The organism is Streptomyces tauricus, from assembly GCF_014650955.1.
GTDB lineage: Bacteria > Actinomycetota > Actinomycetes > Streptomycetales > Streptomycetaceae > Streptomyces > Streptomyces tauricus.
Window position 1 is genome coordinate 61015 of the sequence record NZ_BMVY01000022.1, and the last position, 22519, is coordinate 83533.

Annotated in this window: 15 protein-coding genes and 1 pseudogene; 11 read left to right on the forward strand and 5 right to left on the reverse strand. The window is 71.9% G+C overall.

Going from position 1 to position 22519, the window contains the following annotated elements:
* Positions 1 to 227 precede the first annotated feature (227 nt).
* From IE278_RS27730 to IE278_RS27775, 10 genes and pseudogenes are all read left to right on the forward strand, one after another.
* Positions 228 to 1028: a crotonase/enoyl-CoA hydratase family protein gene (locus IE278_RS27730; protein WP_189776004.1), complete on the forward strand. Its 801-nt coding sequence runs from the start codon at positions 228 to 230 to the stop codon at positions 1026 to 1028.
* Positions 1029 to 1153: 125 nt separating this feature from the next.
* Positions 1154 to 2107: a Zn-ribbon domain-containing OB-fold protein gene (locus tag IE278_RS27735; protein ID WP_189776005.1), complete on the forward strand. Its 954-nt coding sequence runs from the start codon at positions 1154 to 1156 to the stop codon at positions 2105 to 2107.
* Positions 2108 to 3184, forward strand: coding sequence for a thiolase family protein (locus IE278_RS27740; RefSeq protein ID WP_189776006.1), 1077 nt, complete (start codon positions 2108 to 2110; stop codon positions 3182 to 3184). It begins immediately after the preceding gene.
* Positions 3181 to 4407 carry a thiolase family protein gene (locus IE278_RS27745; RefSeq protein WP_246570745.1) on the forward strand — a complete coding sequence of 409 codons (1227 nt, stop codon included), beginning with the start codon at positions 3181 to 3183 and terminating at the stop codon, positions 4405 to 4407. Before IE278_RS27740 ends, IE278_RS27745 begins: the two co-directional genes overlap by 4 nt.
* Positions 4408 to 4489: 82 nt before the next feature.
* Complete coding sequence (locus tag IE278_RS27750) at positions 4490 to 4732, forward strand: DUF397 domain-containing protein (protein ID WP_055617755.1); 243 nt, start codon at positions 4490 to 4492, stop codon at positions 4730 to 4732.
* 245 nt (positions 4733 to 4977) lie between these two features.
* On the forward strand, positions 4978 to 5892 hold the full coding sequence (locus tag IE278_RS27755) for a universal stress protein (protein ID WP_189776007.1): 915 nt from the start codon (positions 4978 to 4980) through the stop codon (positions 5890 to 5892).
* An 82-nt stretch (positions 5893 to 5974) separates the two neighbouring features.
* On the forward strand, positions 5975 to 6400 hold the full coding sequence (locus tag IE278_RS27760) for an ACT domain-containing protein (protein ID WP_189776008.1): 426 nt from the start codon (positions 5975 to 5977) through the stop codon (positions 6398 to 6400).
* A 476-nt stretch (positions 6401 to 6876) separates the two neighbouring features.
* Positions 6877 to 9666 (forward strand): annotated as a pseudogene (locus IE278_RS27765) (ATP-binding protein); the annotation flags it as partial.
* A 111-nt stretch (positions 9667 to 9777) separates the two neighbouring features.
* On the forward strand, positions 9778 to 10275 hold the full coding sequence (locus IE278_RS27770; RefSeq protein WP_107019075.1) for a hypothetical protein: 498 nt from the start codon (positions 9778 to 9780) through the stop codon (positions 10273 to 10275).
* A gap of 216 nt (positions 10276 to 10491) precedes the next feature.
* Entirely contained in the window at positions 10492 to 12912 is a 2421-nt protein-coding gene (locus tag IE278_RS27775; RefSeq protein WP_189776078.1) for a glycoside hydrolase family 95 protein, read from the forward strand.
* 2 nt (positions 12913 to 12914) lie between these two features.
* On the opposite strand, the gene IE278_RS27780 is transcribed toward IE278_RS27775, so the two are convergent.
* The 4 genes from IE278_RS27780 to IE278_RS27795 form a co-directional block, all read right to left on the reverse strand.
* Positions 12915 to 14120, reverse strand: coding sequence for a type III PLP-dependent enzyme (locus tag IE278_RS27780; RefSeq protein ID WP_189776010.1), 1206 nt, complete (start codon positions 14118 to 14120; stop codon positions 12915 to 12917).
* Entirely contained in the window at positions 14117 to 15988 is a 1872-nt protein-coding gene (locus tag IE278_RS27785) for an IucA/IucC family protein (protein ID WP_189776011.1), read from the reverse strand. Before IE278_RS27785 ends, IE278_RS27780 begins: the two co-directional genes overlap by 4 nt.
* 99 nt (positions 15989 to 16087) lie before the next feature.
* Entirely contained in the window at positions 16088 to 17929 is a 1842-nt protein-coding gene (locus IE278_RS27790) for an IucA/IucC family protein (RefSeq protein WP_189776012.1), read from the reverse strand.
* On the reverse strand, positions 17926 to 19107 hold the full coding sequence (locus IE278_RS27795) for an ATP-grasp domain-containing protein (protein WP_189776013.1): 1182 nt from the start codon (positions 19105 to 19107) through the stop codon (positions 17926 to 17928). Before IE278_RS27795 ends, IE278_RS27790 begins: the two co-directional genes overlap by 4 nt.
* 220 nt (positions 19108 to 19327) lie before the next feature.
* Here IE278_RS27795 and IE278_RS27800 point away from each other — a divergent pair, with 220 nt between their 5' ends.
* The gene (locus IE278_RS27800) at positions 19328 to 20182 is read left to right on the forward strand and encodes a (2Fe-2S)-binding protein (protein WP_189776014.1); all 855 of its coding nucleotides are present in this window, start codon (positions 19328 to 19330) and stop codon (positions 20180 to 20182) included.
* Between the two features lie 105 nt (positions 20183 to 20287).
* Here IE278_RS27800 and IE278_RS27805 read toward each other — a convergent pair whose 3' ends face one another.
* Positions 20288 to 22345, reverse strand: coding sequence for an N-acetylmuramoyl-L-alanine amidase (locus IE278_RS27805; RefSeq protein WP_189776015.1), 2058 nt, complete (start codon positions 22343 to 22345; stop codon positions 20288 to 20290).
* Positions 22346 to 22519: the final 174 nt, after the last annotated feature.

Here is a 22519-nt window from a genome sequence, read left to right on the forward strand (position 1 = left end):
GCAGAGACGGACATCGACGTGCGCCGAGACGAGCATGGGACGCATGGGGCGTATCGGACGCGCATCGATGCATGGACGTGCGTCATCGCTTCGCCGGTCATCAGAGCAAAGCCCGCCACAACTGTGAAGGGTCCGCGCAGAAGAAATCTGACTGCCTGTCAGAAAACCCTTGAACTGCTTCGGCGCCTCCTGCAACCTGTTCTCGTTCCTGAGACGGGAGGACGGCTATGGGTGGGACGGAACACCTCACCGTGCAGCGCGAAGGCGCCACACTGGTGCTCACGCTCAACAGGCCCGAGGCCAAGAACGCGCTCTCGCTGCCGATGCTGGTCGGCCTGTACGACGGCTGGATCGAGGCCGACGAGGACGACGCCGTCCGCTCGATCGTCCTGACCGGGGCGGGCGGCGTGTTCTGCGCGGGCATGGACCTCAAGGCCCTCGCGGGCAAGGGGATGGCGGGGCAGCAGCACCGGGAGCGCCTCACGGCCGACCCCGATCTGCACTGGAAGGCGATGCTGCGGCACCACCGGCCGCGTAAACCCGTGATCGCCGCGGTCGAGGGCCACTGTGTGGCCGGCGGCACCGAGATCCTCCAGGGGACCGACATCCGGGTCGCGGGGGAGTCCGCCACGTTCGGACTCTTCGAGGTGCGGCGCGGACTGTTTCCGATCGGCGGCTCGACGGTGCGGCTCCAGCGGCAGATCCCGCGTACGCACGCGCTGGAGATGCTGCTGACCGGGCGGCCGTACTCGGCGCGGGAGGCCGCCGGCATCGGGCTGATCGGGCATGTCGTGCCCGACGGGACCGCGCTGGAGAAGGCGCTGAACATCGCCGAGCAGGTCAATGCGTGCGGGCCGCTCGCCGTCGAGGCGGTGAAGGCGTCCGTGTACGAGACCGCCGAGATGAGCGAGTCCGAGGGGCTTGCCGCCGAGCTGAAGCGGGGGTGGCCGGTGTTCGACACCGCCGATGCGAAGGAGGGGGCGCGGGCCTTCGCCGAGCGGCGGGCCGCGGTGTACCGGCGGGAGTGACGTGCCGTCGGCAGGCCCGTACGCAGCCGCGGGCCCGTTGTGGCCGGCCACGCGGTTCCCCGCGTCCCTGGAGGGGCGCTGCCCCCGACCGGGGTCGAAAGTCCCCCGTGTGTGAGGAGATCCCCGTGCCAGAAGTGCTCAAAGCTCCCCTCGTCGTCGAGTTTCCCTTCACCCGGTCCCTCGGGCCCGTCCAGAGCGCGTTCCTCACCGGGCTGCGCGAGCGCGTCGTCCTGGGAGTGCGGACCGCCGACGGGCGCACTCTGGTGCCGCCCGTCGAGTACGACCCCGTCACCTCGCGGGAGTTGAGCGAGCTCGTCGAGGTCGCGGCCACCGGGACCGTCACCACCTGGGCCTGGAACCACGAACCCCGCCGGGGGCAGCCGCTGGACCGGCCGTTCGCCTGGGTGCTGGTGCGGCTCGACGGCGCCGACACCGCCCTTCTGCACGCGCTCGACGTCCCCGGTGGGCCCGACTCCGTGCACACCGGTCTGCGTGTCCGGGTCCGCTGGGCCGGGGAACGCTCAGGTGCCATCACGGACATCGCCTGCTTCGAGCCGTACGAGCCGGCCACCGACGAGACCTTCGCACCGGGCGGTCACGACGGGCGGTTCGAGGATCTGGTGACCGGCATCGTCGCGCCCGCCCGGCTCGACTACACGTACTCGCCGGGTCGCGCGCAGACCGCCTACATCCAGGCGCTCGCCGAGCGGCGGGTCGTCGGGGAGCGCTGTCCGTCGTGCCGCAAGGTGTACGTCCCGCCGAGGGGTGCGTGCCCCACATGTGGTGTGGCCACAGCAGAACGGGTCGAGGTGGGTCCTCGCGGCACAGTGACGACCTACTGCATCGTCAACATCAAGGCGAAGAACCTCGACATCGAAGTGCCCTACGTCTACGCGCACATCGCCCTCGACGGCGCCGACCTCGCCCTGCACGGCCGGATCGCCGGCATCCCCTACGACCAGGTGCGCATGGGGCTGCGGGTCGAACCGGTGTGGTCGGACGAGGGCGGCCACCCCGACCACTACCGGCCCACCGGCGAACCCGACGCGGACTACGAGACGTACAAGGAGCTGGTGTAGATGCCCGCGCCCAGGCCGCTCAGGGACATCGCCGTCGTCGCCTTCGCGCAGACCGACCACCGGCGCACCAGCGACGAACTCTCCGAGGTGGAGATGCTCATGCCGGTCCTGCACCAGGTGCTGGCGCAGACCGGGATGAGGACCAGCGACATCGGCTTCACCTGCTCCGGCTCCACGGACTATCTCGCGGGCCGGGCCTTCTCCTTCACCATGGCCCTCGACGGCGTGGGGGCCTGGCCGCCGATCTCCGAGTCGCACGTGGAGATGGACGGCGCGTGGGCCCTGTACGAGGCCTGGACGAAGCTCCTCACCGGCGACGCGGACACCGCGCTGGTGTACGCGTACGGCAAGTCGTCCCCCGGCTCCGTACGCGATGTGCTGACCCGGCAGCTCGACCCGTACTACGTGGCGCCCCTGTGGCCCGACTCCGTCGCCCTGGCCGCCCTCCAGGCGCAGGCGCTCATCGACGCGGGCGACACGGACGAACCGGCGCTCGCCGCCGTCGCCACCCGCAGCCGGGCCGCCGCCGCCGGCAACTCCCATGCGCAGCTGCGCGGTTCGGTGCCGCGGGGCGAGTACGCCGTGTACCCCCTGCGCACCGGGGACTGTCCGCCCATCGGTGACGGAGCGGCCGCCGTCATCCTCGCCGCGGGGGAGCGGGCCCGTGAACTGTGCGAACGGCCCGCCTGGATACGGGGCATCGACCACCGCATCGAGGCGCACGGCCTGGGGGTACGGGATCTGACCGACTCGCCGTCCACGCGGCTGGCGGCGGAACACGCCGGGGTCTTCGAACGGCCCGTCGACACCGCCGAGTTGCATGCGCCCTTCACCTCCCAGGAGGTGGTGCTGCGCAAAGCCCTGCGGCTGGACGAGGGTCCGGACGGCGGTGTCGAGGTCAATCCGTCCGGGGGAGCGCTCGCCGCCAACCCGATCATGGCCGCGGGTCTCATCCGTATCGGCGAGGCAGCCGACCGGATCCGGCGCGGTGAGTCCGACCGGGCGCTGGCACACGCCACTTCGGGGCCCTGCCTCCAACAGAACCTGGTCGCCGTACTGGAAGGAGACCCGCGATGAGCCGCGCGACGAACCCAGCGACGGGCCCCGCGACGGGTCTCGCGAAGAGCCCCGCGACGGGCAAGGAGCCCGTGGCCGTCGTCGGGATCGGTCAGACCAAGCACGTGGCGGCGCGGAGGGACGTGTCCATCGCGGGGCTCGTCCGCGAAGCCGCGCAACGCGCGCTCCATGACGCCGAGTTGACGTGGTCGGACATCGACGCCGTCGTCATCGGCAAGGCGCCCGACTTCTTCGAGGGCGTCATGATGCCCGAGCTCTACCTCGCCGACGCCCTCGGCGCGGTCGGCAAACCGATGCTGCGCGTGCACACCGCGGGCTCCGTCGGCGGTTCCACCGCGCTCGTCGCCACGAACCTGATCGCGGGCCGCGTCCACGGCACCGTACTGACCCTCGCCTACGAGAAGCAGTCCGAGTCGAACGCCATGTGGGGCCTGTCCCTGCCGATCCCCTTCCAGCAACCCCTGCTCGCCGGGGCGGGCGGCTTCTTCGCCCCGCACGTGCGCGCCTACATGCGCCGCACCGGCGCCCCCGACACGGTGGGCTCCCTGGTCGCGTACAAGGACCGCCGCAACGCGCTCAAGAACCCGTACGCGCATCTTCACGAGCACGACATCACGCTGGAGAAGGTCCAGGCCTCGCCGATGCTCTGGGACCCGATCCGCTACTCGGAGACCTGCCCGTCCTCCGACGGCGCGTGCGCGATGATCCTCACCGACCGGGCGGGGGCGGCCCGTTCGCCGCGGCCGGCCGCCTGGATGCACGGCGGCGCGATGCGCAGCGAACCGACGCTCTTCGCGGGTAAGGACTTCGTCTCCCCGCAGGCCGGCAAGGACTGCGCGGCCGACGTGTACCGGCAGGCGGGCATCGCGGACCCCCGCCGGGAGATCGACGCGGTCGAGATGTACGTCCCGTTCTCCTGGTACGAGCCCATGTGGCTGGAGAATCTCGGCTTCGCCGACGAGGGCGAGGGCTGGAAGCTCACCGAGTCCGGGGTCACGGAACTGGACGGCGATCTGCCGGTCAACATGTCGGGCGGGGTGCTGTCCACCAACCCCATCGGGGCCTCCGGGATGATCCGGTTCGCCGAAGCCGCACTTCAGGTGCGCGGGCAGGCGGGAGAACACCAGGTCGACGGCGCACGCCGGGCTCTCGGGCACGCCTACGGCGGCGGCTCCCAGTTCTTCTCGATGTGGCTGGTCGGCGCCGAGCCGCCCACCTCCTGAACTGTCCTTCTTACGTGGCCTGTGCGCGGCAGGTGCCGAAAGCTAGGCTGGCCGCGGACGACGAACCGGGAGGAGCACGGACGTGGCCGAGAGCACCATCCAGCAGCACCCGCTCGCGGGCTGGGACAAGCCGGAGCTTGACCTCAGCAGCGCCGACTGGCATTCGAGCAGCCGTGGACAGGGGGATGTCCAGATCGCCTTTGTCGAGGGTTTCATCGCGATGCGCAACAGTGGCCGCCCGGAAAGCCCGTCCTTGATCTTCACGCCCGCGGAGTGGGGCGCGTTCGTGTCGGGGGCGCGGGAGGGGGAGTTCGACCTCACCTGAGATCCGGCCCTCACCGGTCCTTCTGCGAGATCCGGCCTCACCGGTCCTCATGTGAGATCCGGCCTCACCGGAACTCCGGCCGCACTTGACGTCCGGCCTCACTCGGCTGTGAGGTTCGATCTCGTGCGCGGGGGCGTTTCTCGTCCCTTTTTCCGGACACGCGATCTTCGACCCCTTCCTGGGGCCGTGCCTGAGCGAGGCTGGCCACAGGAAGCGGAAGAAGACGTTCCGGAGGCGAGAATTCCATGAACACCCTGCCGGTCGGCACGACGTTGCCGGTCATCGCCGCGGTCGACGGAACGGACGACAGCCTGCGCGCCCTCGACTGGACGCTCGACGCGGCCCGCCGACGCGAGGCTCCTCTGCGTGTGGTCCATGTGCGGGAGCACGGCCCCTTGCTGCGGCCGGAGACGCTCACCGCCGTCCAGCCCGAGCCGGACACCGACCAGGTGCTCGACCTGGTCCGCGACCGGCTCAAGGGCCTGGGCGAGGACGCGCCGGTCACGGAGTATCTCGCGCTGGACGGCGCCCCGGCCGCTCTGCTGCCCGGTCTGGGCTCCGAAGCGCAGCTGATGGTGTTCGGCTCCCGCGGCCGTGGCGGTTTCGCGAGCCTGCTCCTCGGTTCGAACGGCACGGCCGCCGCGCGCGACGCGGAGTGCCCCGTCGTGGTGGTCCCCAGGCCGGGGCGCGAGGTGCACGACTCCGAACTCGTCACCCCGGGACCGCGTGTGGTCGTCGGACTGCATGTGGACAGCCCGAACAGCGAGGCCCTCGCCTTCGCGTTCGCCGAGGCCACGCGGCGCGGGGCCCGCCTCCAGGTGGCCGCCGTGTTCCCCTGGCCGGTGCAGGCCGGTGACCTCGTACCGCCGCCGGTGGTCGACGAGGACGCCATCGAGTCCGAGACGAGGACCCTGACCACGGGTTTCGTCGCACCGCACGCCGAGCGGCACCCCGGGGTCGGCGTCGATCTGCACGTCCTGCCCGGCGACGCGGCGGGCCAGCTCGTCGCGGCGTCCCGAGGGGCGGACCTCGTGGTGGTGGGCCGCCACCGCCGACGCCTGCTCGCACCCGCCCGCATGATGGGCTCCGTCACGCAGGCGGTACTGCTGCACGCGGCGAGCCCGGTGGCGGTGATTCCGCCCGAGGGGACGGAGGGGTGAACTGGCCCGAGGCCCGAGGCCCGAGGCCCGAGGGGCGGTGTCGTCGCGCGAGCGGCACACGAAAACGGCATAACCTCCTGACATGAGCGGAACGAGCGGTGGAACGGGCGCGGAACGTGATCTCGGCCGGCTGCTGAGCGGTATGGAACCCGCCCTGCACCCCGGCCGCTACGTCTTCACCACCGTCCCCGGCAGGACGCCACCCCCCGGCCTCTCACCCGTCGTCACCGTCGTCGAGGACGAGGGACTCACCCTCGTCGTCGAACAGGAGGACGCCGACGCCGCACGTCTGACCTACGACTATGTGGCCGGGTGGATCACCCTGCGCATCCACTCGGCGCTGGACGCCGTCGGACTCACGGCCGCCGTCGCCCAGGCACTCGCCGAATACGGCCTGAGCTGCAACGTCGTCGCGGGCTTCCACCACGACCACCTCTTCGTCCCGCACGAGCGGGCCGCCGAGGCGGTGGCGCTGCTGGAACAGCTGGCCGACCGCTCCGGTCGGTAACCGTCGGACGGGCCCGCGGCACTCGCCCCCGGCGTACGCTGAGGTGCCTGTAAGCCACGGTGCGCACCGTCTCCCCGCGTCGGCCGCACCACCGTGGCAGGGGGTGCGTCATGGGGCGGCAGGGCATGCGGAGCAGCGGAACGCTCTTCGAACGCGAGATGGAACTCGCGGCTGTGGACGAGGCGCTGGGCGAGGTGACCGGGTCACGCACGAGCACCGGGCCGCACCAGGAGGGCGCGGGGCCGCGCCGGTCAAGCGCCGGGCCGCGGCAGGAGGCCACTGGGCCGCGCCGAGCAAGCGCCGGACCGCCCCAGGAGGGCCCTGGAACGCGCCGGTCAAGCGCCGGGCCGCAGCAGGAGGACGCCGGTTCGCGCCGGTCAAGCGCCGCACCGCACCGGCAGGGCAGCCCAGCACCGCAGCGTGACGCCACCCCTCTCAGGGACGCTGCCGAGCCGCCCGGTCGGCCCCGGGGCGGGTTGCTCGCCTTTGCCGGGCGTGCCGGGATCGGTAAGACCAGCCTCCTCGCCGAAGTGCGCAGGCGCGCCGAGGCCAGGGGCTGCACGGTCCTGTCCGCGCGAGGCGGCGACCAGGAACAGCGCGTCGCCTTCCACGTCGCACGCCAACTCCTCCAACCCCAACTGGCCGGCATCCCGGAGACCGAACTCCGTACCTCGCTGGGCAGTTGGTACGCCATCGTCGGACCCGCGCTCGGCCTGTGCGCCGCCACCGACGGCTCGCCGCCCGACCAGCAGGGCCTGCGCGACGGACTCGACTGGGTCCTCACCCACCTCGCCGTGCGCCGGGCACCGATGGTCCTCGTCCTCGACGACGCGCACTGGGCGGACCCCGAATCGCTTGAGTGGCTCGCCGCGTTCGCGCCCCGCGCCGAGCAACTGCCCCTGCTCCTCGTCGTCGCCTACCGGCCCGACGAACTCCCGGACCACGCCGAGGCGTTCCGGGGTCTGCCCGGCCGTGCGGGCGGGCGCCCCCTCGACCTGGAACCGCTGAGCGCCGACGCCGTCGCCCGCCTGGTGCGCGAGACCCTCGGCACGCGCGCCGACGACGCGTTCTGCCGCGAGTGCTGGGCCGTCACCGCGGGCAACCCGTTCGAGACCGTCGAACTCACCGCGAAAGTACGCGACCGCGGGCTGGCGCCGACCGAACCGGGCGCGCACCTGCTGCGCGACCTGGCCGCCGCGGTCAAGGGCAGCGGACTGGTCGCCCGCCTGGAACGCCTCGGCACCTCCACCGTCCGCTTCGCCTGGGCCTGCGCCCTCCTCGGCACCGAGATCTCCCCGGCGCTCGCCGCGGCCGTGGCGGGCCTCGGCTCCGAGGAGGCGGCCGACGCGGCGGACGCCCTGCGCGACGCCCGTATCCTCACCGCCGACCTGACGACCGCCGACGTGACGACCGCCGATCTGACGACCGGCGACGCGATGGGCAAGGGCACGTTCGAATTCGTCCACCCGCTCATCGCCACCGCCGTCTACCGGGCCATCCCCGGCAGCTTCCGCGTCGCCCTGCACGGACAGGCCGCCTGGTGCGTCATCGACGCGGGGCTCGGTCCGTCCGCCGCCGCCCGGCACCTCATGGAGACCCACCCCGACGGGGACACCTGGGTCGTCCAGCAACTGCGTGCCGCCGCCCGCGAGACCCTGCGCGCCGGAGCACCCGACGCCGCGCGCCGCTACCTGGCGCGCGCCCTGCGCGAACCCCCGCCCCTCGCTGAACGCGCCGCCGTCCTCCACGAACTCGGCTGCGCCTCCCTGCTCACCGAACCGGCGACCACCGTCAACCATCTGCGGGCCGCCCTCGAAGAGCCGATCGACGACCCCGCGCTGCGCCACAGCATCGTCTACCGGCTCTCCCAGGTCCTCGCCCACAGCGACTGGCTCGGCGAGGCCTCCGACACCCTCGCCCGCGAGATCAAGGTGACCGGTGACGTACGCGTACGGCTGCGGATGCAGTCGGAGCAGTTCATGTGGGACGCCTTCCGGGCCGACGAACCCGAATCGCCGGCCCGCTCCCGCCGGCTGGCCCGGCTCGCCGACCGGCTGACCGGCCGCGATCTCACCGAGCGCTATGTGATCGGCCTGCGCGCCTGGGACGCCACCCTGCGCGGCGAACCCGCCCACATCGCCGTCCACCACGCGGAGCGGGCCCTGGCCGGCGGCCTGGGCTGGGCCGAGGCCGACCGCGGCTTCGAGGTGCCCGTCCTCGTCGCCCTCACCTTCATGTACGCCGACCGGCCGGGTCGTACGGAGGAACTGTTCGCGGCCGGGATCGCCGACTTCGAACGGCAGGGCTGGCGCGGCGCCCACCTCTCCTTCGGCTACACCCTGCTCGCGTACGTCCGCTTCCGGCGCGGCCGGCTCGCCGAGGCCGAGGACTTCGTCCGCGCGGGACTCAGGCTGGCCGAACGGGTCGGGCCAGGCACCCCCGCCCACTGGTACGCGGTCGGCATCCTCGTGGAGATCCTGCTCGCCCGCGGCCGGCTCACCGAGGCCACGCAGCTCGCCGAGGACCACGCCTTCGCGGAACCGTTCCCCGCCGCCGTCGTCTTCCCCGACTCCCAGACCGTGCACGGCGAGCTGCTGCTGGCCAGAGGCCTGGCGAAGGACGCCGCCGCCGAACTCGCGGCGGCCGGGCGCCGCCTCGACCCGCGCGGTATGCGCAACCCCGCCTGGTGCCCCTGGCAGCTGCACCTGGCCCGGGCCGAGAGCCACGACGCCCCGGAGCGGGCCGTGGCCACGGCGGCCGACGCGGTACGGCGGGCCCGCCTGTACGGAGCTCCGTCGGCGGTCGGCCAGGCGCTGCGCGCGGCGGCCGACGTCTCCTCGGGGCTGGCGCGCGTCAACCTCCTCGAAGAGTCCGTCGCCCATCTGGAGTGCTCCCCGGCGGCGTACGAACTGGCCTGCGCGCTCGTCGCCCTCGGCGCGGAGCTGCGCCGCAGCAGCCGGCCGGAGGAGGCCGCCGAGCACCTCTACCGGGGGCTCGACGCGGCCGTGCAGTGCGGCGCCGACGGTCTGGCCGAGGCGGCGCGCGACGAACTGGAGGCCGCCGGGCTGCGGCCCCGCCGCCTGCACAGCGCGGAGACGGACACACTCACCGCCCGGGAGTGCGCGGTCGCGGAACTGGCCGTGCGGGGCCTCACCGCGGCGGCCATCGCCGACCGGCTCCGCACGGAGGAGACGACGGTGGTGCGGCTGCTGTCGGCGGTGTACCGGAAGGTGGGGACGGACCGGACGGGGCTGGGGGCGGCGTTGGGCACGGCGAGGAGGGAGAGCCCGGGGGCCTAGGGGCCGCCGGCGGATCTCCGGGGTCGGTGGCCGCCGACCCCACGGCCGTACGCCCTCCGATGCACGTACCATTGCGGCATGTCCTTCCTCCGCCGCCGCAGCGCCACTCCCGCCGGGCCAGACTTCGACGTTCTGGCCATGGATCCGGGCGACTGGCCGGGCAATCTCGGCGCGGGCCTGCTGCCCGCCCCCGACGGCAGCTGCCAGGGTGTGTTCCTGCGGTACGACCTCTTCGGCGGCCGCGGTCCTGCGATGATCATCGGCAATCTGCCGGAGGGCTCCCCGGCCCGGGAGGTCGCCGAGGGCGAGGTCCCGTTCGAGGTGGCCCAGCTGCTGCAGGCCCTGGAGAACGACGAAGAGGTCGTCGTCACCGGCGCCGAGGACATGCCGGTCATGCAGGGTGACAACCTCCTCATCGTGCGCCGCCTGAAGCTCTCCGAGACGCGTATCTCCTGTGTGCAGTTCGACCGCAGCGACAAGGTCCTCGTGACGATCGCCGCCTGGGACCGCCCCATCACCGACGATCTGTACGCGCTTCTGAAGCCGCTGCCCGCGGAGCTGTTCCAGCAGGGCTGAACCGCACGGCCACGCGTCGCCCCGACGTCTTGATCCGACGCCGCACTCCGGCGCCATGATCCGGCGCGTCACCTCCACCGCCCCTCCGCCGTCTCCGTCTTTGTCATGACCCTTGCCGCTCGGGTGATCGGACCTCTAGCGTCAGGGGTCATGTCGTTTCAGTCATCTGAATCACGCGATGCGCAGCCGACCCCTGAACCTTCCCGAAGAGCCACACTGAGGACCGCAGTTGGCGGCGCGGCCGCTATCGCCGTGGGTTCCGGAGCCCTTGCGGCCACCGAGGCGGCGGCTGCGGATGCATCGGATACAGCAGATACATCGGATGTGTCGGCGGTGACGTCCCTGTGGTCCCCCGGGCTTTCGTCCCTCTGGTACACCGCCCCGGCCGACGACTGGGAGCGGGAGGCGCTGCCCATCGGCAACGGCGCCCTCGGTGCCACCGTCTTCGGCACCCTCGCCTCCGAGCGGCTGCAGCTCAACGAGAAGACCCTGTGGACCGGCGGCCCCGGTTCGGTCCAGGGGTACGACCACGGCAACTGGCGCGACGCCCGCCCCGGCGCGATCACCGCCGTGCAGGACCGCATCGACGCCGGGACCCGCCTCGACCCCGAGGCCGTGGCCGACGAACTCGGCCAGCCGAAGTCCGGGTACGGCGCCCACCAGACCTTCGGTGACCTCCACATCGACGTTCCGGACGCACCGGCGACGCCCCCGGACACGTACCGACGTGCACTCGACCTCGCCGACGCCGTGGCGACCGTTGCCTACACCCATGAACAGGTGCGCCACCGGCGGGAGTTCTTCGCCTCGTACCCCGACGGGGTGATCGTGGGACGGCTGAGCGCGGACCGGCCGGGCAGCGTCGCCTTCACCCTCCGCCACACCTCGCCCCGCGACGACTTCACCGCCACCGCCGTCACCACCGCGGCCGGCGGAAGGCTGACGGTCCGGGGCGCGTTGGCCGACAACGGACTGCGCTTCGAGGCACAGATCCACGTACGCGCGAACGGCCGGAGCGCCTCCGTCACCGCGAACTCCGACGGCACCCTCACCGTGACGGACGCCGACAGCGCCTGGTTCGTGCTGGCCGCCGGTACGGACTACGCCGACACGTACCCCGACTACCGGGGCGAGGACCCGCACGCGGCCGTCACCCGCGCCATCGACAGGGCGGGGGAACGACGGTACGAGTCACTGAGGGATCGTCATGTGAGCGACCACAGAGCCCTGTTCGGCCGTGTGGCGCTGGACGTACGCGCCGAGGTCCCCGACGTCCCGACGGACCAGCTGCTCGCGGACTACACGGGCGGCACCACGGCCACGGACCGCGCCCTGGAAGCCCTCTACTTCCAGTACGGCCGCTACCTCCTCATCGCGTCCTCGCGCCCGGGCTCGCTGCCCGCCAACCTCCAGGGCCTCTGGAACAACAGCACGTCACCGCCCTGGTCGGCCGACTACCACGTCAACATCAACCTGCAGATGAACTACTGGCCCGCCGAGGCGGCGAACCTCGCCGAGACCACGGCGCCCTACGACCGCTTCGTCGAGGCACTGCGCGCACCCGGACGCCGCACGGCGAAGGAGATGTTCGGCTCGCGGGGCTGGGTCGTGCACAACGAGACCAACCCGTACGGCTTCACCGGCGTACACGACTGGGCCACGTCCTTCTGGTTCCCCGAGGCCGCCGCCTGGCTGACCCAACAGCTGTACGAGCACTACCGGTTCGGCGGGTCGGTGGCCTATCTCCGCTCGACCGCGTACCCGGTGATGAAGGAGGCCGCCGAGTTCTGGCTCGACAATCTGCGCACCGATCCGCGCGACGGCACGCTCGTCGTCACGCCCGGCTACTCGCCCGAGCACGGCGACTTCACCGCGGGCGCGGCCATGTCCCAGCAGATCGTGCACGACCTGCTGACCAACACCCTGGAGGCGGCCCGCACTCTGGGCGACAGCCCCGCGTTCCGCGCGGAACTGGAGAAGACACTCGCCGATCTGGACCCCGGCCTCCGCGTCGGTTCCTGGGGGCAACTCCAGGAGTGGAAGGCGGATCTGGACGACCCGAAGGACGACCACCGGCACGTCTCCCACCTCTACGCGCTGCACCCCGGCCGGCAGATCGAACCCGGCGGCGCGTGGGCCGACGCCGCGAAAGTCTCCCTGACCGCGCGCGGGGACGGGGGCACCGGCTGGTCCAAGGCCTGGAAAATCAACTTCTGGGCCCGGCTGCGCGACGGCGACCACGCACACAGGATGCTCGCCGAACAGCTCAAGTCCTCGACCCTGCCGAACCTCTGGGACACGCATCCGCCGTTCCAGATCGACGGCAACTTCGGGGCGACGTCCGGAATCGTCGAGATGCTGCTGCAGAGCCAGTACGACGTCATCGAGGTCCTTCCCGCGCTGCCCGCCGCCTGGCCGGACGGTTCGGTCCGCGGGCTGCGCGCCCGCGGCGGCGCCACCGTCGACATCGAGTGGGCCGGCGGCCACGCGACCCGCCTCGCACTGACCGCCTCCCGCACGCGGCGCCTCACCGTCCGCAGCGACCTGCTGCCGGACGGCGGGACGACGTTCAAGGCCATCGCGGGCCGGAGGTACGTCTGGGGCGAACAGCCCGACAGAACCCCCGACAGGACCTAGGCCTACGTTCCCAGGAAGTGGAAGCCGGGTCGCGGATGCATGAGGAAGTCGTGGTGCGAGATGTTCCACGCGTACGCACCCGCGAGCCCGAAGGCCACGCGATCGCCCGCCCGCAACGCCGGCGCCGGGACGTTCCTGGCCAGGACGTCCTTCGGGGTACACAACTGGCCGGTGAGCGTGACGAGTTCACCGCCCGCGACCGGCCGGGCCCACGGATGCGGCCAGTCCTCCACCCTGAGCAGGGTGCAGGGCTGGTCGTGTCCCTTGGTCGCCGGAGTGCGCAGATGATGCGTGCCGCCGCGCACCACGGCGAACTCCTCGCCGTGACTGGGCTTCACGTCCAGCACCTCCGTCGCGTACCAGCCGCAGTACGCCGTCAGCGACCGCCCCGGCTCGATACGCAACGTCAGATCCGGGTGCCGCGCCAGCAGTTCGGCGAGCCCGGCCCCGTACGCGGCCCAGTCGAAACGCTCCTCGGAAGCCGCGTAGTCGACCGTCATGCCCCCGCCGACGTTGACCTCCGCGAGCCGTACCCCGTGCCGCTCCGCCAGCCGAACGGCCCAGTCCACGACGGACTCGGCCAGCCCGAGCTGTTCCGGGGCCCGGAGTCCGCTCGCCAGGTGCGCGTGTACGCCGACGAGTTCGAGGTGCGGACAGGAGCCGTCGGTGAGCAGACGCATGACCGTGTCCGCCTGGGCCGGGTCCAGACCGAAGGGTGAAGGGCGCCCGCCCATGGCGAGCGAACTCGCCGCCAACGAGCTGCCTGCCACGGGGAGGTTGAAGCGCGGCAGCACAGCGATCCGCCCGTCCGGGCCTACCTGCCGGGCCAGTTCGGCCAGCATGCGCAGCTCGTACTCGCTCTCCACATGGAAGCGCCGCACGCCCAGCTCCAGCGCGGTGACGATCTCGGCAGGAGTCTTGCCGGGACCGCCGAAGGCCAGCGGGCGGCCCGGTACCGCCTTGGCGACATGGACGAGTTCGCCGCCCGACGCGACCTCGTATCCGTCCACGTACGAGCTCAGCGCGGCCAGGATCTCCGGCTCCGGGTTGGCCTTCGCCGCGTAGTACAGCTCGACGCGCTCGGGCAGACAGGCGCGCACGGCAGCCGCGTGCGCACGCAGCGCCGTCAAGTCGTAGACGTACGCGGGAAGTTCACCGGGGGACAGAGAGAGCACCCGGTCCCGTACGGCGGCGGTGGGCTCAGTCATCGGGTGCCCCCGCTAGAGGTAGAGGTAGAGGTGGACGTAGATGTGGTCGTGCGGGGCGGGGCGCCTCCGCCGAGCGGCTCGCCGAGCGGCGAGGGCAGGTGGACGTATCCGGCCTCACGGTCGGCCTTGCGCTCCCAGCGGGTCAGGAGGTTCGTCTTGGCGGGCAGGGGCACTCCCGCGAGCAGCGCGGCCAGCGGCGGCGGGCAGCCGTATCGGTCGGCGTACGTCCGCAGGGCACCGCGGACCTCGGCCCACAACGCGGTCTCGGCACGGGGATGCAGATCGGCGAGGGCCGCGAGCAGCTCGGCGACGTGGTTCACGAGCAGGCAGTAGACGACCCGGTCCCAGCCGCGCTGCGCGTCGTACGTCATCGGGCCCGCGACCTCGGGCGGCAGCGAGGCAAGGATCCCGGCGTGCCGCTCGGGCACCAGCTTGGTGCCCTCCAGGTCGCGGAAGAGGACCTGGGCGGGCATGCCGTCGCCGTCGACGCAGATCAGCACGTTCTGCAGATGGGGTTCCAGGACGAGGCCGTGGTCGAAGTAGGCGGCGAGCACGGGCGGTACGAGCAGTCTGAGGTAGGCCGCCCACCAGTCGAGTGCGGCCCGCGGCCCGGCCCCGTCCAGGAGGCGGGAGATGTGCGCGGGACCGGTGGGGTACTCGTCCGCCACGGCCGCCGCGAGCAGCGGGGTGGTGCCGGGCAGGAGTCGGTGGGCCAGGCCCTCGCGGACGATGACGCCGAAGCCTTCCAGCAGCTCGCGGTCCGGTGTGCCGTCGGGTCCGGGCAGGGCGAGGCTGCGGTAGGCCGGCTCGCGGAGCACCGTGCTGCCGGGGAACCGCTCGGCCAGGTCGGCCAGCACGGGATCCAGTACCCGGGTGAGTGCGACGGCCCCGGAGAGTTCGTAACTGGCGTTCTTGCGCAGGCAGTTGGTGATCCTGATGTTCAGGCTGAACTTCAGGAACGACTCGCCGTCGTACAGGGTCCGGACGGATGCGGTGGCGGCGAACGGCCTGCCGCCCTGCCCGAGGTCGAGGACGTCCCCGCGTGCGAGAGCCTCGCGCAGCGTCGGGTGCTCGCGCAGCATCTCGTACTGCCAGGGGTGCGCGGGCAGCAGCCGGTAGCCCTCGGGGAGGGAGACGGGGGCGCTGTCGGTGCCGGGCCCCGGCCGGTCGAGCGCGGCCAGGGCGCCGGGCTCCGCGGACTCCTCCGCGATCAGGTGCTCGCGCACGGCGAGGTGGCGCAGCGGGAAGGCCGCACCGGCCTCCGGCGCGTAGGCGGGCCAGGAGTCCGCGTCCCCGGTGCGGGCCTTGGGCGTGGGGTGGAACCGGTGCCCGAACAGCAGCGACTGCTCGGAGGCGAGATAGGCGGTGACGGGCGTGTCCGCCGCCGGGCCGGTCCCGCGCCCCACGCGGTGAGTCCCTGTCCGTACGGGGAGGGACGCGGCGATGCTCCGATGGCTGGAGTCGATCTGTTCCAGGAACTCCTCGTTGCGCACACCGGTCCGCAGGGACAGCTCTTCCTGTGTGTGCTCCGCCAGTCGCCGCCAGCCGATCTCGCTCCAGCCGCCGTCTGCCGTCCGCTCGCTCACCGGTCCGGTGAAGCGGTGCGCGCCGAGCATCGACGTACGGCGCAGCGCGACCCGCAGCAGCACACCGCGGCGGGGCAGCCGCAGCACCAACTGGCGGTCGGTGAGGGCGGTCTGGTGCTCGGGGGCCGACACCTCACGCAGCAGGCAGTTGAGGAGCGTGTGCGCCACGACCTCGTCGGCCGAGGGGAGTCGGGCCTGCGACGCGGGATCAGGAGCGGCGCCGAGGGTGCGGCGGGGGACGGCGAGGGAGGTGCTACCGAGGGACTCGGTCAGCGAGGGCATGTGCGGCTCCAGCAAGTGCGAAGAGAGCGAAGAACGGTGGCGCGCAGGGAGATCCGGGCGCCGGGCGGGGCGGGGGCCGACAGCGCCGCGCCGCGGCACTCACGCCGAAGTCCCGACGGGCCGCAGGTAGTTGGGCCCGGTGGTGTAGTGCTTGTTGATGTCCGCGGCGCCCGAGCGTTCCTTGGTGAGGAGCGTTCCGGCGGTGACCATCGCCTTCACCGGCAGGCGCGGCGCGTCCAGCACCTGGGCCCGCAGCACCGCACCGGGCTCGCCCGCTCCCGTCCCGAGCCGTTCGATCGCCTCGGCGAGCCGGTCGCGCACGAGCCGCAGCAGCACCGGAAGAGCCGCGCGACCGTGCTCCGCCAGCCCGAAGGCGTAGGCGCCCGCGCACAGATGGACCGTGATGGTGGTGAACAGGTCGACGACCGGCCGGTCGCCCTCGGTGAAGGTCCTGGCGTCGTCGAAGTCCGCGAGCCCCGGGGCCGCGTCACCCAGCCGCTCGCTCAGCCGCGCGCTGTTGACGCGCGGCCCGTCGTTGTCCTTCAACAGCAGCCGCAGCCGTGTACGGCCGTCGTGCAGCCGGTCCAGGACCAGCGAGATGTTCTGCTGGTGCGACTCGAGCGCGATGCCATACCCGAACAGGGTGGTCTGCCAGTCGAAGAGCAGGGTCAGACAGGCGTCCAGCAGTGCGAGCACGTCACCGTCGTGGAAGCGGTCGGCGAGGTGGTCGACGACCAGGCGTCCGCCGGGTGCTCCGGCCAGGAGCGCGGCCATGGGGACGACGACGGAGTCCTGGAGGCCGTCGGGGTAGCGGCGGAACAGCGCGGCGAGCAGTTCGTGCCCGGCGTGCGCGTACACGGTCTCGTCGGCGTGCAGGATCGTGCTCCGGAAACGCGGCTCGCGGTCGATGATCCGCTCGATCAGCCGCTGTCCGGCGGCACCGTCCCGGAGGGTGCCGGGTTTGATGGTCCGCCGGTTGCGCAGCCCCAGCGTGGAGGTGGACAGGGGGAGTTTGACGTGCAGGGACGGCTGCGCGGAAAGGGCCACGGTACGCATCGACAGGGTCGGCACGGCTTCGAGGTGAGCGCCCTCGGCGAGCACGGCGCGGTCCGCCAGTCCGGTGGCGCGCAGGGCCCCTTCCAGCGCGGGCCCGACGGTCAACGGGTGTACGGGCAGCGCCACATGCGTACGGTCGAGCCCCGTGAGTCCGAGTCGCGCGGGGGTGGGCCAGCCGTCCGGAAGCGTCCCGGTGACGGCGTCCCGCGGCAGCGCGAGCCAGCGCAGAGCGAACCGCGGCGCGAACTCCGGTGCGTACGAACGTAGTTGTCGCTCGTCCAGTCCGGCGCGGCCGCGTGCGGTGGGGTAGACGGGGTGGTCCAGGTGGGCGGCGAGCGCGTCGAACGCGAGTCCTCCGGTCAGCCCCACCCAATGCGCGGGCGCATTGCCGTGACGGTTCGTCAGCGTCCGGGTCACCTCATCGCGGACCGCCGTGTGCAGCCGCATGGTGACCAGCGTCTGGCGGCACTCCTCGGCGAACGCGTCGAATCCGTCCCGGTCGAGGGGGTCGGCGAGGTCGCGCAGAGCGGCGAGGATCGTGTCGCACGTGTCGTAGGACTCGGGCTGGCATTTTCCGGGTCCCCCGGACTCTCCGGCCTCCCCGACTGCCCCGAACTCCCTTACAAGTAACGGAAGTCGGGCCGCGTACTCGCACTGGAACCCGTCCTCGACGACCGGCAGCAGGAGGTACTGCCCTTCGCCTGCGGCTTGTCGGAGCCAGGCGCCGTCCGGCCGGTGTACGAGCCTGCCGGACGAGCGCAGACCTACGACGTCCTCGCGCAGCAGGGTGCTGAGCACCCGGATCACCAGGTCGTCCTGAGAGGTGTCCGCAGTGTCGGTAGCGTCGGCGGTGTCGGTACCGGTATCGGGGAAGGAACCGGTCACGGCTGGATCTCCCACCGCTGCCCGGCCAGGAACCCGGTCACCGCCTTGTCCACGTCCTCCTGGACCGTTCCGGTGGCCCGCACCACCCCCAGGAAGTCGCGGTTGGTGCGGTACACCTCGTGCCGCTCACCGACCTCCCGGAGCGGCCGGTAGGTCAGCCGCACGCCGTCGACGGTGAGGTCGGCCGCGGCGGGAGCCGCGGTCAGTGTCCCCGCGCTCACGGCGCACGGGTAGTCCAGCCGGGCCACGCCGTCGCGCCGCGCGCCGAGCGAGGCGGGCAGCGGCTCACCCAGGTGCGTACGCAGGATGTGCTCGAAGAGCGGAATCTCCAGCAGGTGTGCCAGCAGCAGATCGCACTGGTCGCCTATGGCGCGGTAGTTGACCTCGATGATCCTGGCCCGGCCCTCGTGCACCACGAACTCGGTGTGGCAGGCGCCGAAACCGACGCTTAGCGCGTCGAGTTGAGCCAGTACCTGAGTCACGACCGCTTCGGGATGGGCCGCGACGAACGTCAGCCGCTCCTCTATGAAGTACGGCGGCGGGGAGAGCACGGTGTGGAAGCCGCCCAGGACATGGCGGACGCGACCGTCGCCGAGTGTCTCCAGGGTGTACAGCTCGCCGGGCAGGTACTCCTCGACGACCAGCGCCGCCCCGGGGCGCCGGCTGCGGATCTCCGCGCAGCGCGCCACCAGTTCCTCGGGGCCCTCGACGCGTACGACGTCCTCGCTGGCCACGCCCTCACGTGGCTTGACGACACACGGGTACGGCACGTCGAGGGCGGCCACGTCCGTGTCCTCGGTGACCTCCGCCGACCACACCGTGTCCACGCCGGCGGACGCGATACGGCGGCGCATCTCCGCCTTGTCCTTGGTGCGCAGGGCGACCCGCCAGTCCTTGCCCGGCAGGCCGAAGTAGTCGGCGGCCAGGGCGGCCTGGGTCTGCAGATGATCGCTGTTCGAGAAGACCGCGTCGGGGCGGCCGAGCGTCGAGATACGGCTGACGACGGAACGGAAGTCGCGGACGTCGCACTCCACGATCTCGATCCGCGGATACACGCGCCGATGGGCGTCCGGCTGGTCGGTGAGCACGGTCACGTCGAGACCGAGCCGTGCGGCGGCGGGGAGAAACCCCTCGGTGACGGAGTCGGTGGGGTTGAGGGCGAGGAGATACATACGCACGCGGGGGAACATCTTCCGCTCGTGGGTGGGCGGTTGCGGGTGAGCGGTCGGCCGGTGAGGTGTGGTGATCCGAGGAGAGGTGACAGGTGATAAAGCGCTGTGACGTGCGCCTTCCTTGATCGTTGCTCCGGAAGGGCTGTCACGTACTGCTGTTAGTGATCTCTATACTAAGGTAAGGCTTACCTCGTTTTCTCGCTTTGCCCCCTGCACAGGAGTACCGATGACCGTCGCTCTGGAGACTCCGTCGACCGGTGCGCCCACGACCGTGTCCGGCCTGCTCTCCGACACGTATCGGCAGCTGACGCAGGTGTGCCCGGCGTTGACGGTGAGCGTGGCGGACCCGGTGTCCCGCTTCACCCGAAAGAGCCTGAGCGGCGCCGAGTTGACGAAAGATCAGGACGTTCTTGAGGCGTTCCTGTCGGCCGAGGACTCCCGCATCCGGGAACGCTACGACCACGTCCCGCGCCGCGATGTCGCCGCTTCCCGTGCCCTCCACGACTACGCGTGGTCGGTCGGCCTGCTGATGAGCGGCGTCTGGTACCTCACCGGCCGGGTGCCGCGTGTCCGCCCCGAGGACGTGCGGATCGACCTGTCGTCCGGCACGTTCGAGATCACCCCCGGACCGGATCTGGCCTGCCTGCCGCAGGACCCGGCAGGCGCTCTCCCCGGGGTCCTGACGGTGCCGCACGAGGAGGCTCTGCGGTCGGAGTTGCGGGTCGCCGTCGCCGACCACATGGAGCCGCTGCTCACCGCGGTCGCCCCCCACATCCGCCGCGGCCCGCGCGCGCTGTGGGGCCTGGTCACCGACGACCTCGTCTCCGGCATCTGGTACCTCGGTCGCATGCTCGGCCGGGAACCGGACTCCGTGCGGGCCGCCACCGCGCTGCTGCCTTCCGCCGTCCCGCCCTTCCCCGGCGGGGCGGACTTCCGCCACCTCACCGGCGGCGACGGCCGGCAGCACCCGACCCGCACCCGTATGGGCTGCTGCCTCTACTACACGATCCGCCCCGCCGAGGCCTGCGCCACCTGCCCGCGCACCTGCGACGCCGAGCGACTGCGCCGGATCGAGTCCTGAACCCCGCCGCACGCGAGTGCCCGCCGCACACGAGTCCCGTCATGCACTGAGGGGCCGACGGACGGAACGCCGCCGGCCCCTCAGTGAGAACGTCCACGCGGACGTCTACGCGGACGGCATCACCCGCACATCGGCGGCCCGTACGAACGCCACCCGGTGTCCGAACTGGATCTCGTAGTACAGGTCCGAACCCCGCACCACCCGGTGCGGTGCCGTGTCGAAGGTCGGCGCGTAGAAGTACTCGCCGGGCACCTTGTCACCGACCGCGTACTTCTGCCCCGCGAGCAGCTTGTACGGCAGCGGCGAGACCGCCTGGACGGGCACACCCGCCGGGTACGCCTCCTTCTCCGGGTACGCGCGCCCGTACACGGGGATCTCGGCCAGCCCGTCCTTCGGGGTGATGACGGAACCGGCCGCGTCCACCGCCGTCGGCTGCTTCGCCGGGTTCTTGAACCAGGCCTTCTGGCCGAGGTACCAGATGGCGGTCCAGTCCCCGTCGCGCCCGGCGACCGCGTACTGCTGACCGGTGGAGACCCGTGAACCCAGGTCGTTCACGCCGGTCGTGGAGTCGCCACCGCCGGGCCGCAGGCCGATGTCCTTGACGAGCGGGGCGTCCTCGCGCGGCTCGGTGTAGAGGCGTACGGCGCTCGATCCGTGGACGGGGCAGGGTTCACCGGCGGTGACGCAGCCGGTGAACACCGGCTTGTTCGTGGCGAACTTCGGTGCGACGGTCACCAGGCCGCCCTTCGGGCCCGCCGTCGCGCGCAGCGGCTTGCCGAGCAGCGCGAAGTAGTGCGCCCAGTCCCAGTACGGGCCCGGATCCGTGTGCATCCCCGGGATGGTCGCGGTCGTCGTACCGGGCACGGTGTCGTGGCCGAGGATGTGCTGCCGGTCCAGCGGGATGCCGTACTTCTTGGCCAGGTACGTCACCAGACGCGCCGACGACCGGTACATCGCCTCCGTGTACCAGGTGTCGGGCGCGGTCAGGAATCCCTCGTGCTCCAGGCCGATCGACTTGGAGTTGATGTACCAGTTGCCCGCGTGCCAGGCCACGTCCTTGGCCTTCACATGCTGTGCGATGTGGCCATCGGACGAGCGCAGGGTGTATTGCCACGACACATAGGTGGGGTCCTGCACCATGGTGAGGACGCCGTCCCAGGCGCCCTCGGTGTCGTGGACGACGATGTACTTGATGCTCTGGGACTTCGGCCGGTCGCCCAGATCGTGGTTGCCGTAGTCACCGTCCCCGAACTCCTCGTACGGCGCCGGAATCCACTCGCAGGACACGGTCGACGGGCACTCGGTGGCGCCCGCGGCGGGCGCCCGCAGTCCCGCCTCCCTCAGCTGGGCCGTCGCCGGGCGCAGGCGGGGCTGCGCGGCGAGCGCGATCCGCTGCCCCGCGTCCGTCGTGCGCTCCTCGCCGCGACGGATCACGTCGAAGACGTCGTCGGCGTACCTCGCGGCCGTCGCCGTGTCGTCCGCGCCCGAGTAGCGCGCCACCGCTCCGTACCAGTCGGCCGCGTCGTCACTGAGCGGCTCACCGAGCCGCTTCTGGGCCGCGGCCAGCAGCGCGGCGCCGCCCGCCACGTTCGCGGCGGCGTCCGTGCGCAGCCGTTCCGCGGGGATGCCGCTCAGCTCGGCGGCCTTCGCCAGCGTCTTGAGGCGCGCCGGCAGCTGATCGTTCTCCGGCACCTGCGCGTCAGTGACCTGCGAGCCCGTGACCTTCGTGTCGGGCAGGAGGGTGTCGCGGGAGTCGTCACCCCGGGGGTCCTCCGTACCGTCGCTGTGGTGCGGTGCCACGGTCCGGGCGATCGCCGTGCGGGCGTCGGTCAGATGCATCGGCCCGTAGCCGCCCGTCACGCTCGGAGCCCCCGCGTGCGTGTCCCAGCGGGACTGCAGATAGGAGACGGCGAGGAGCACGCTGAGCGGTACGTCGTACTCGTCGGCCGCGTCGGAGAAAGCATTCTGCAGAGCCGCGGAAGGCGGGGAGGACGACTGCGCGGAGGACGCGGACGTCTGCCCGTCGCCGTTGTCGCTTCCGCCGTCGTACGGGGCGGCGCCGAGCAGGGGCAGCAGCAGTGCGGCCGAGGCGACGGCACCCGCGGTCCGGAGGGCACGTCTGTGCCGGACGGACGTGCTGGGGTCGGTGGGGGATCCTCGCAAAGCAGGCCTCCTGGGACGATCGGGCGTGACGGTGCGTACGGGGGCGAGTGTGCGTCAGTGGTACCGGCTCTCCGACGATCCGTCAATCATTCCCAGAGGCGGACGATTTCCCACGTCAGCGGTGGGGGTTCACCGATTTCGGTGCGGTGGTGACCCGGCCTGCGAGGCGTCAGT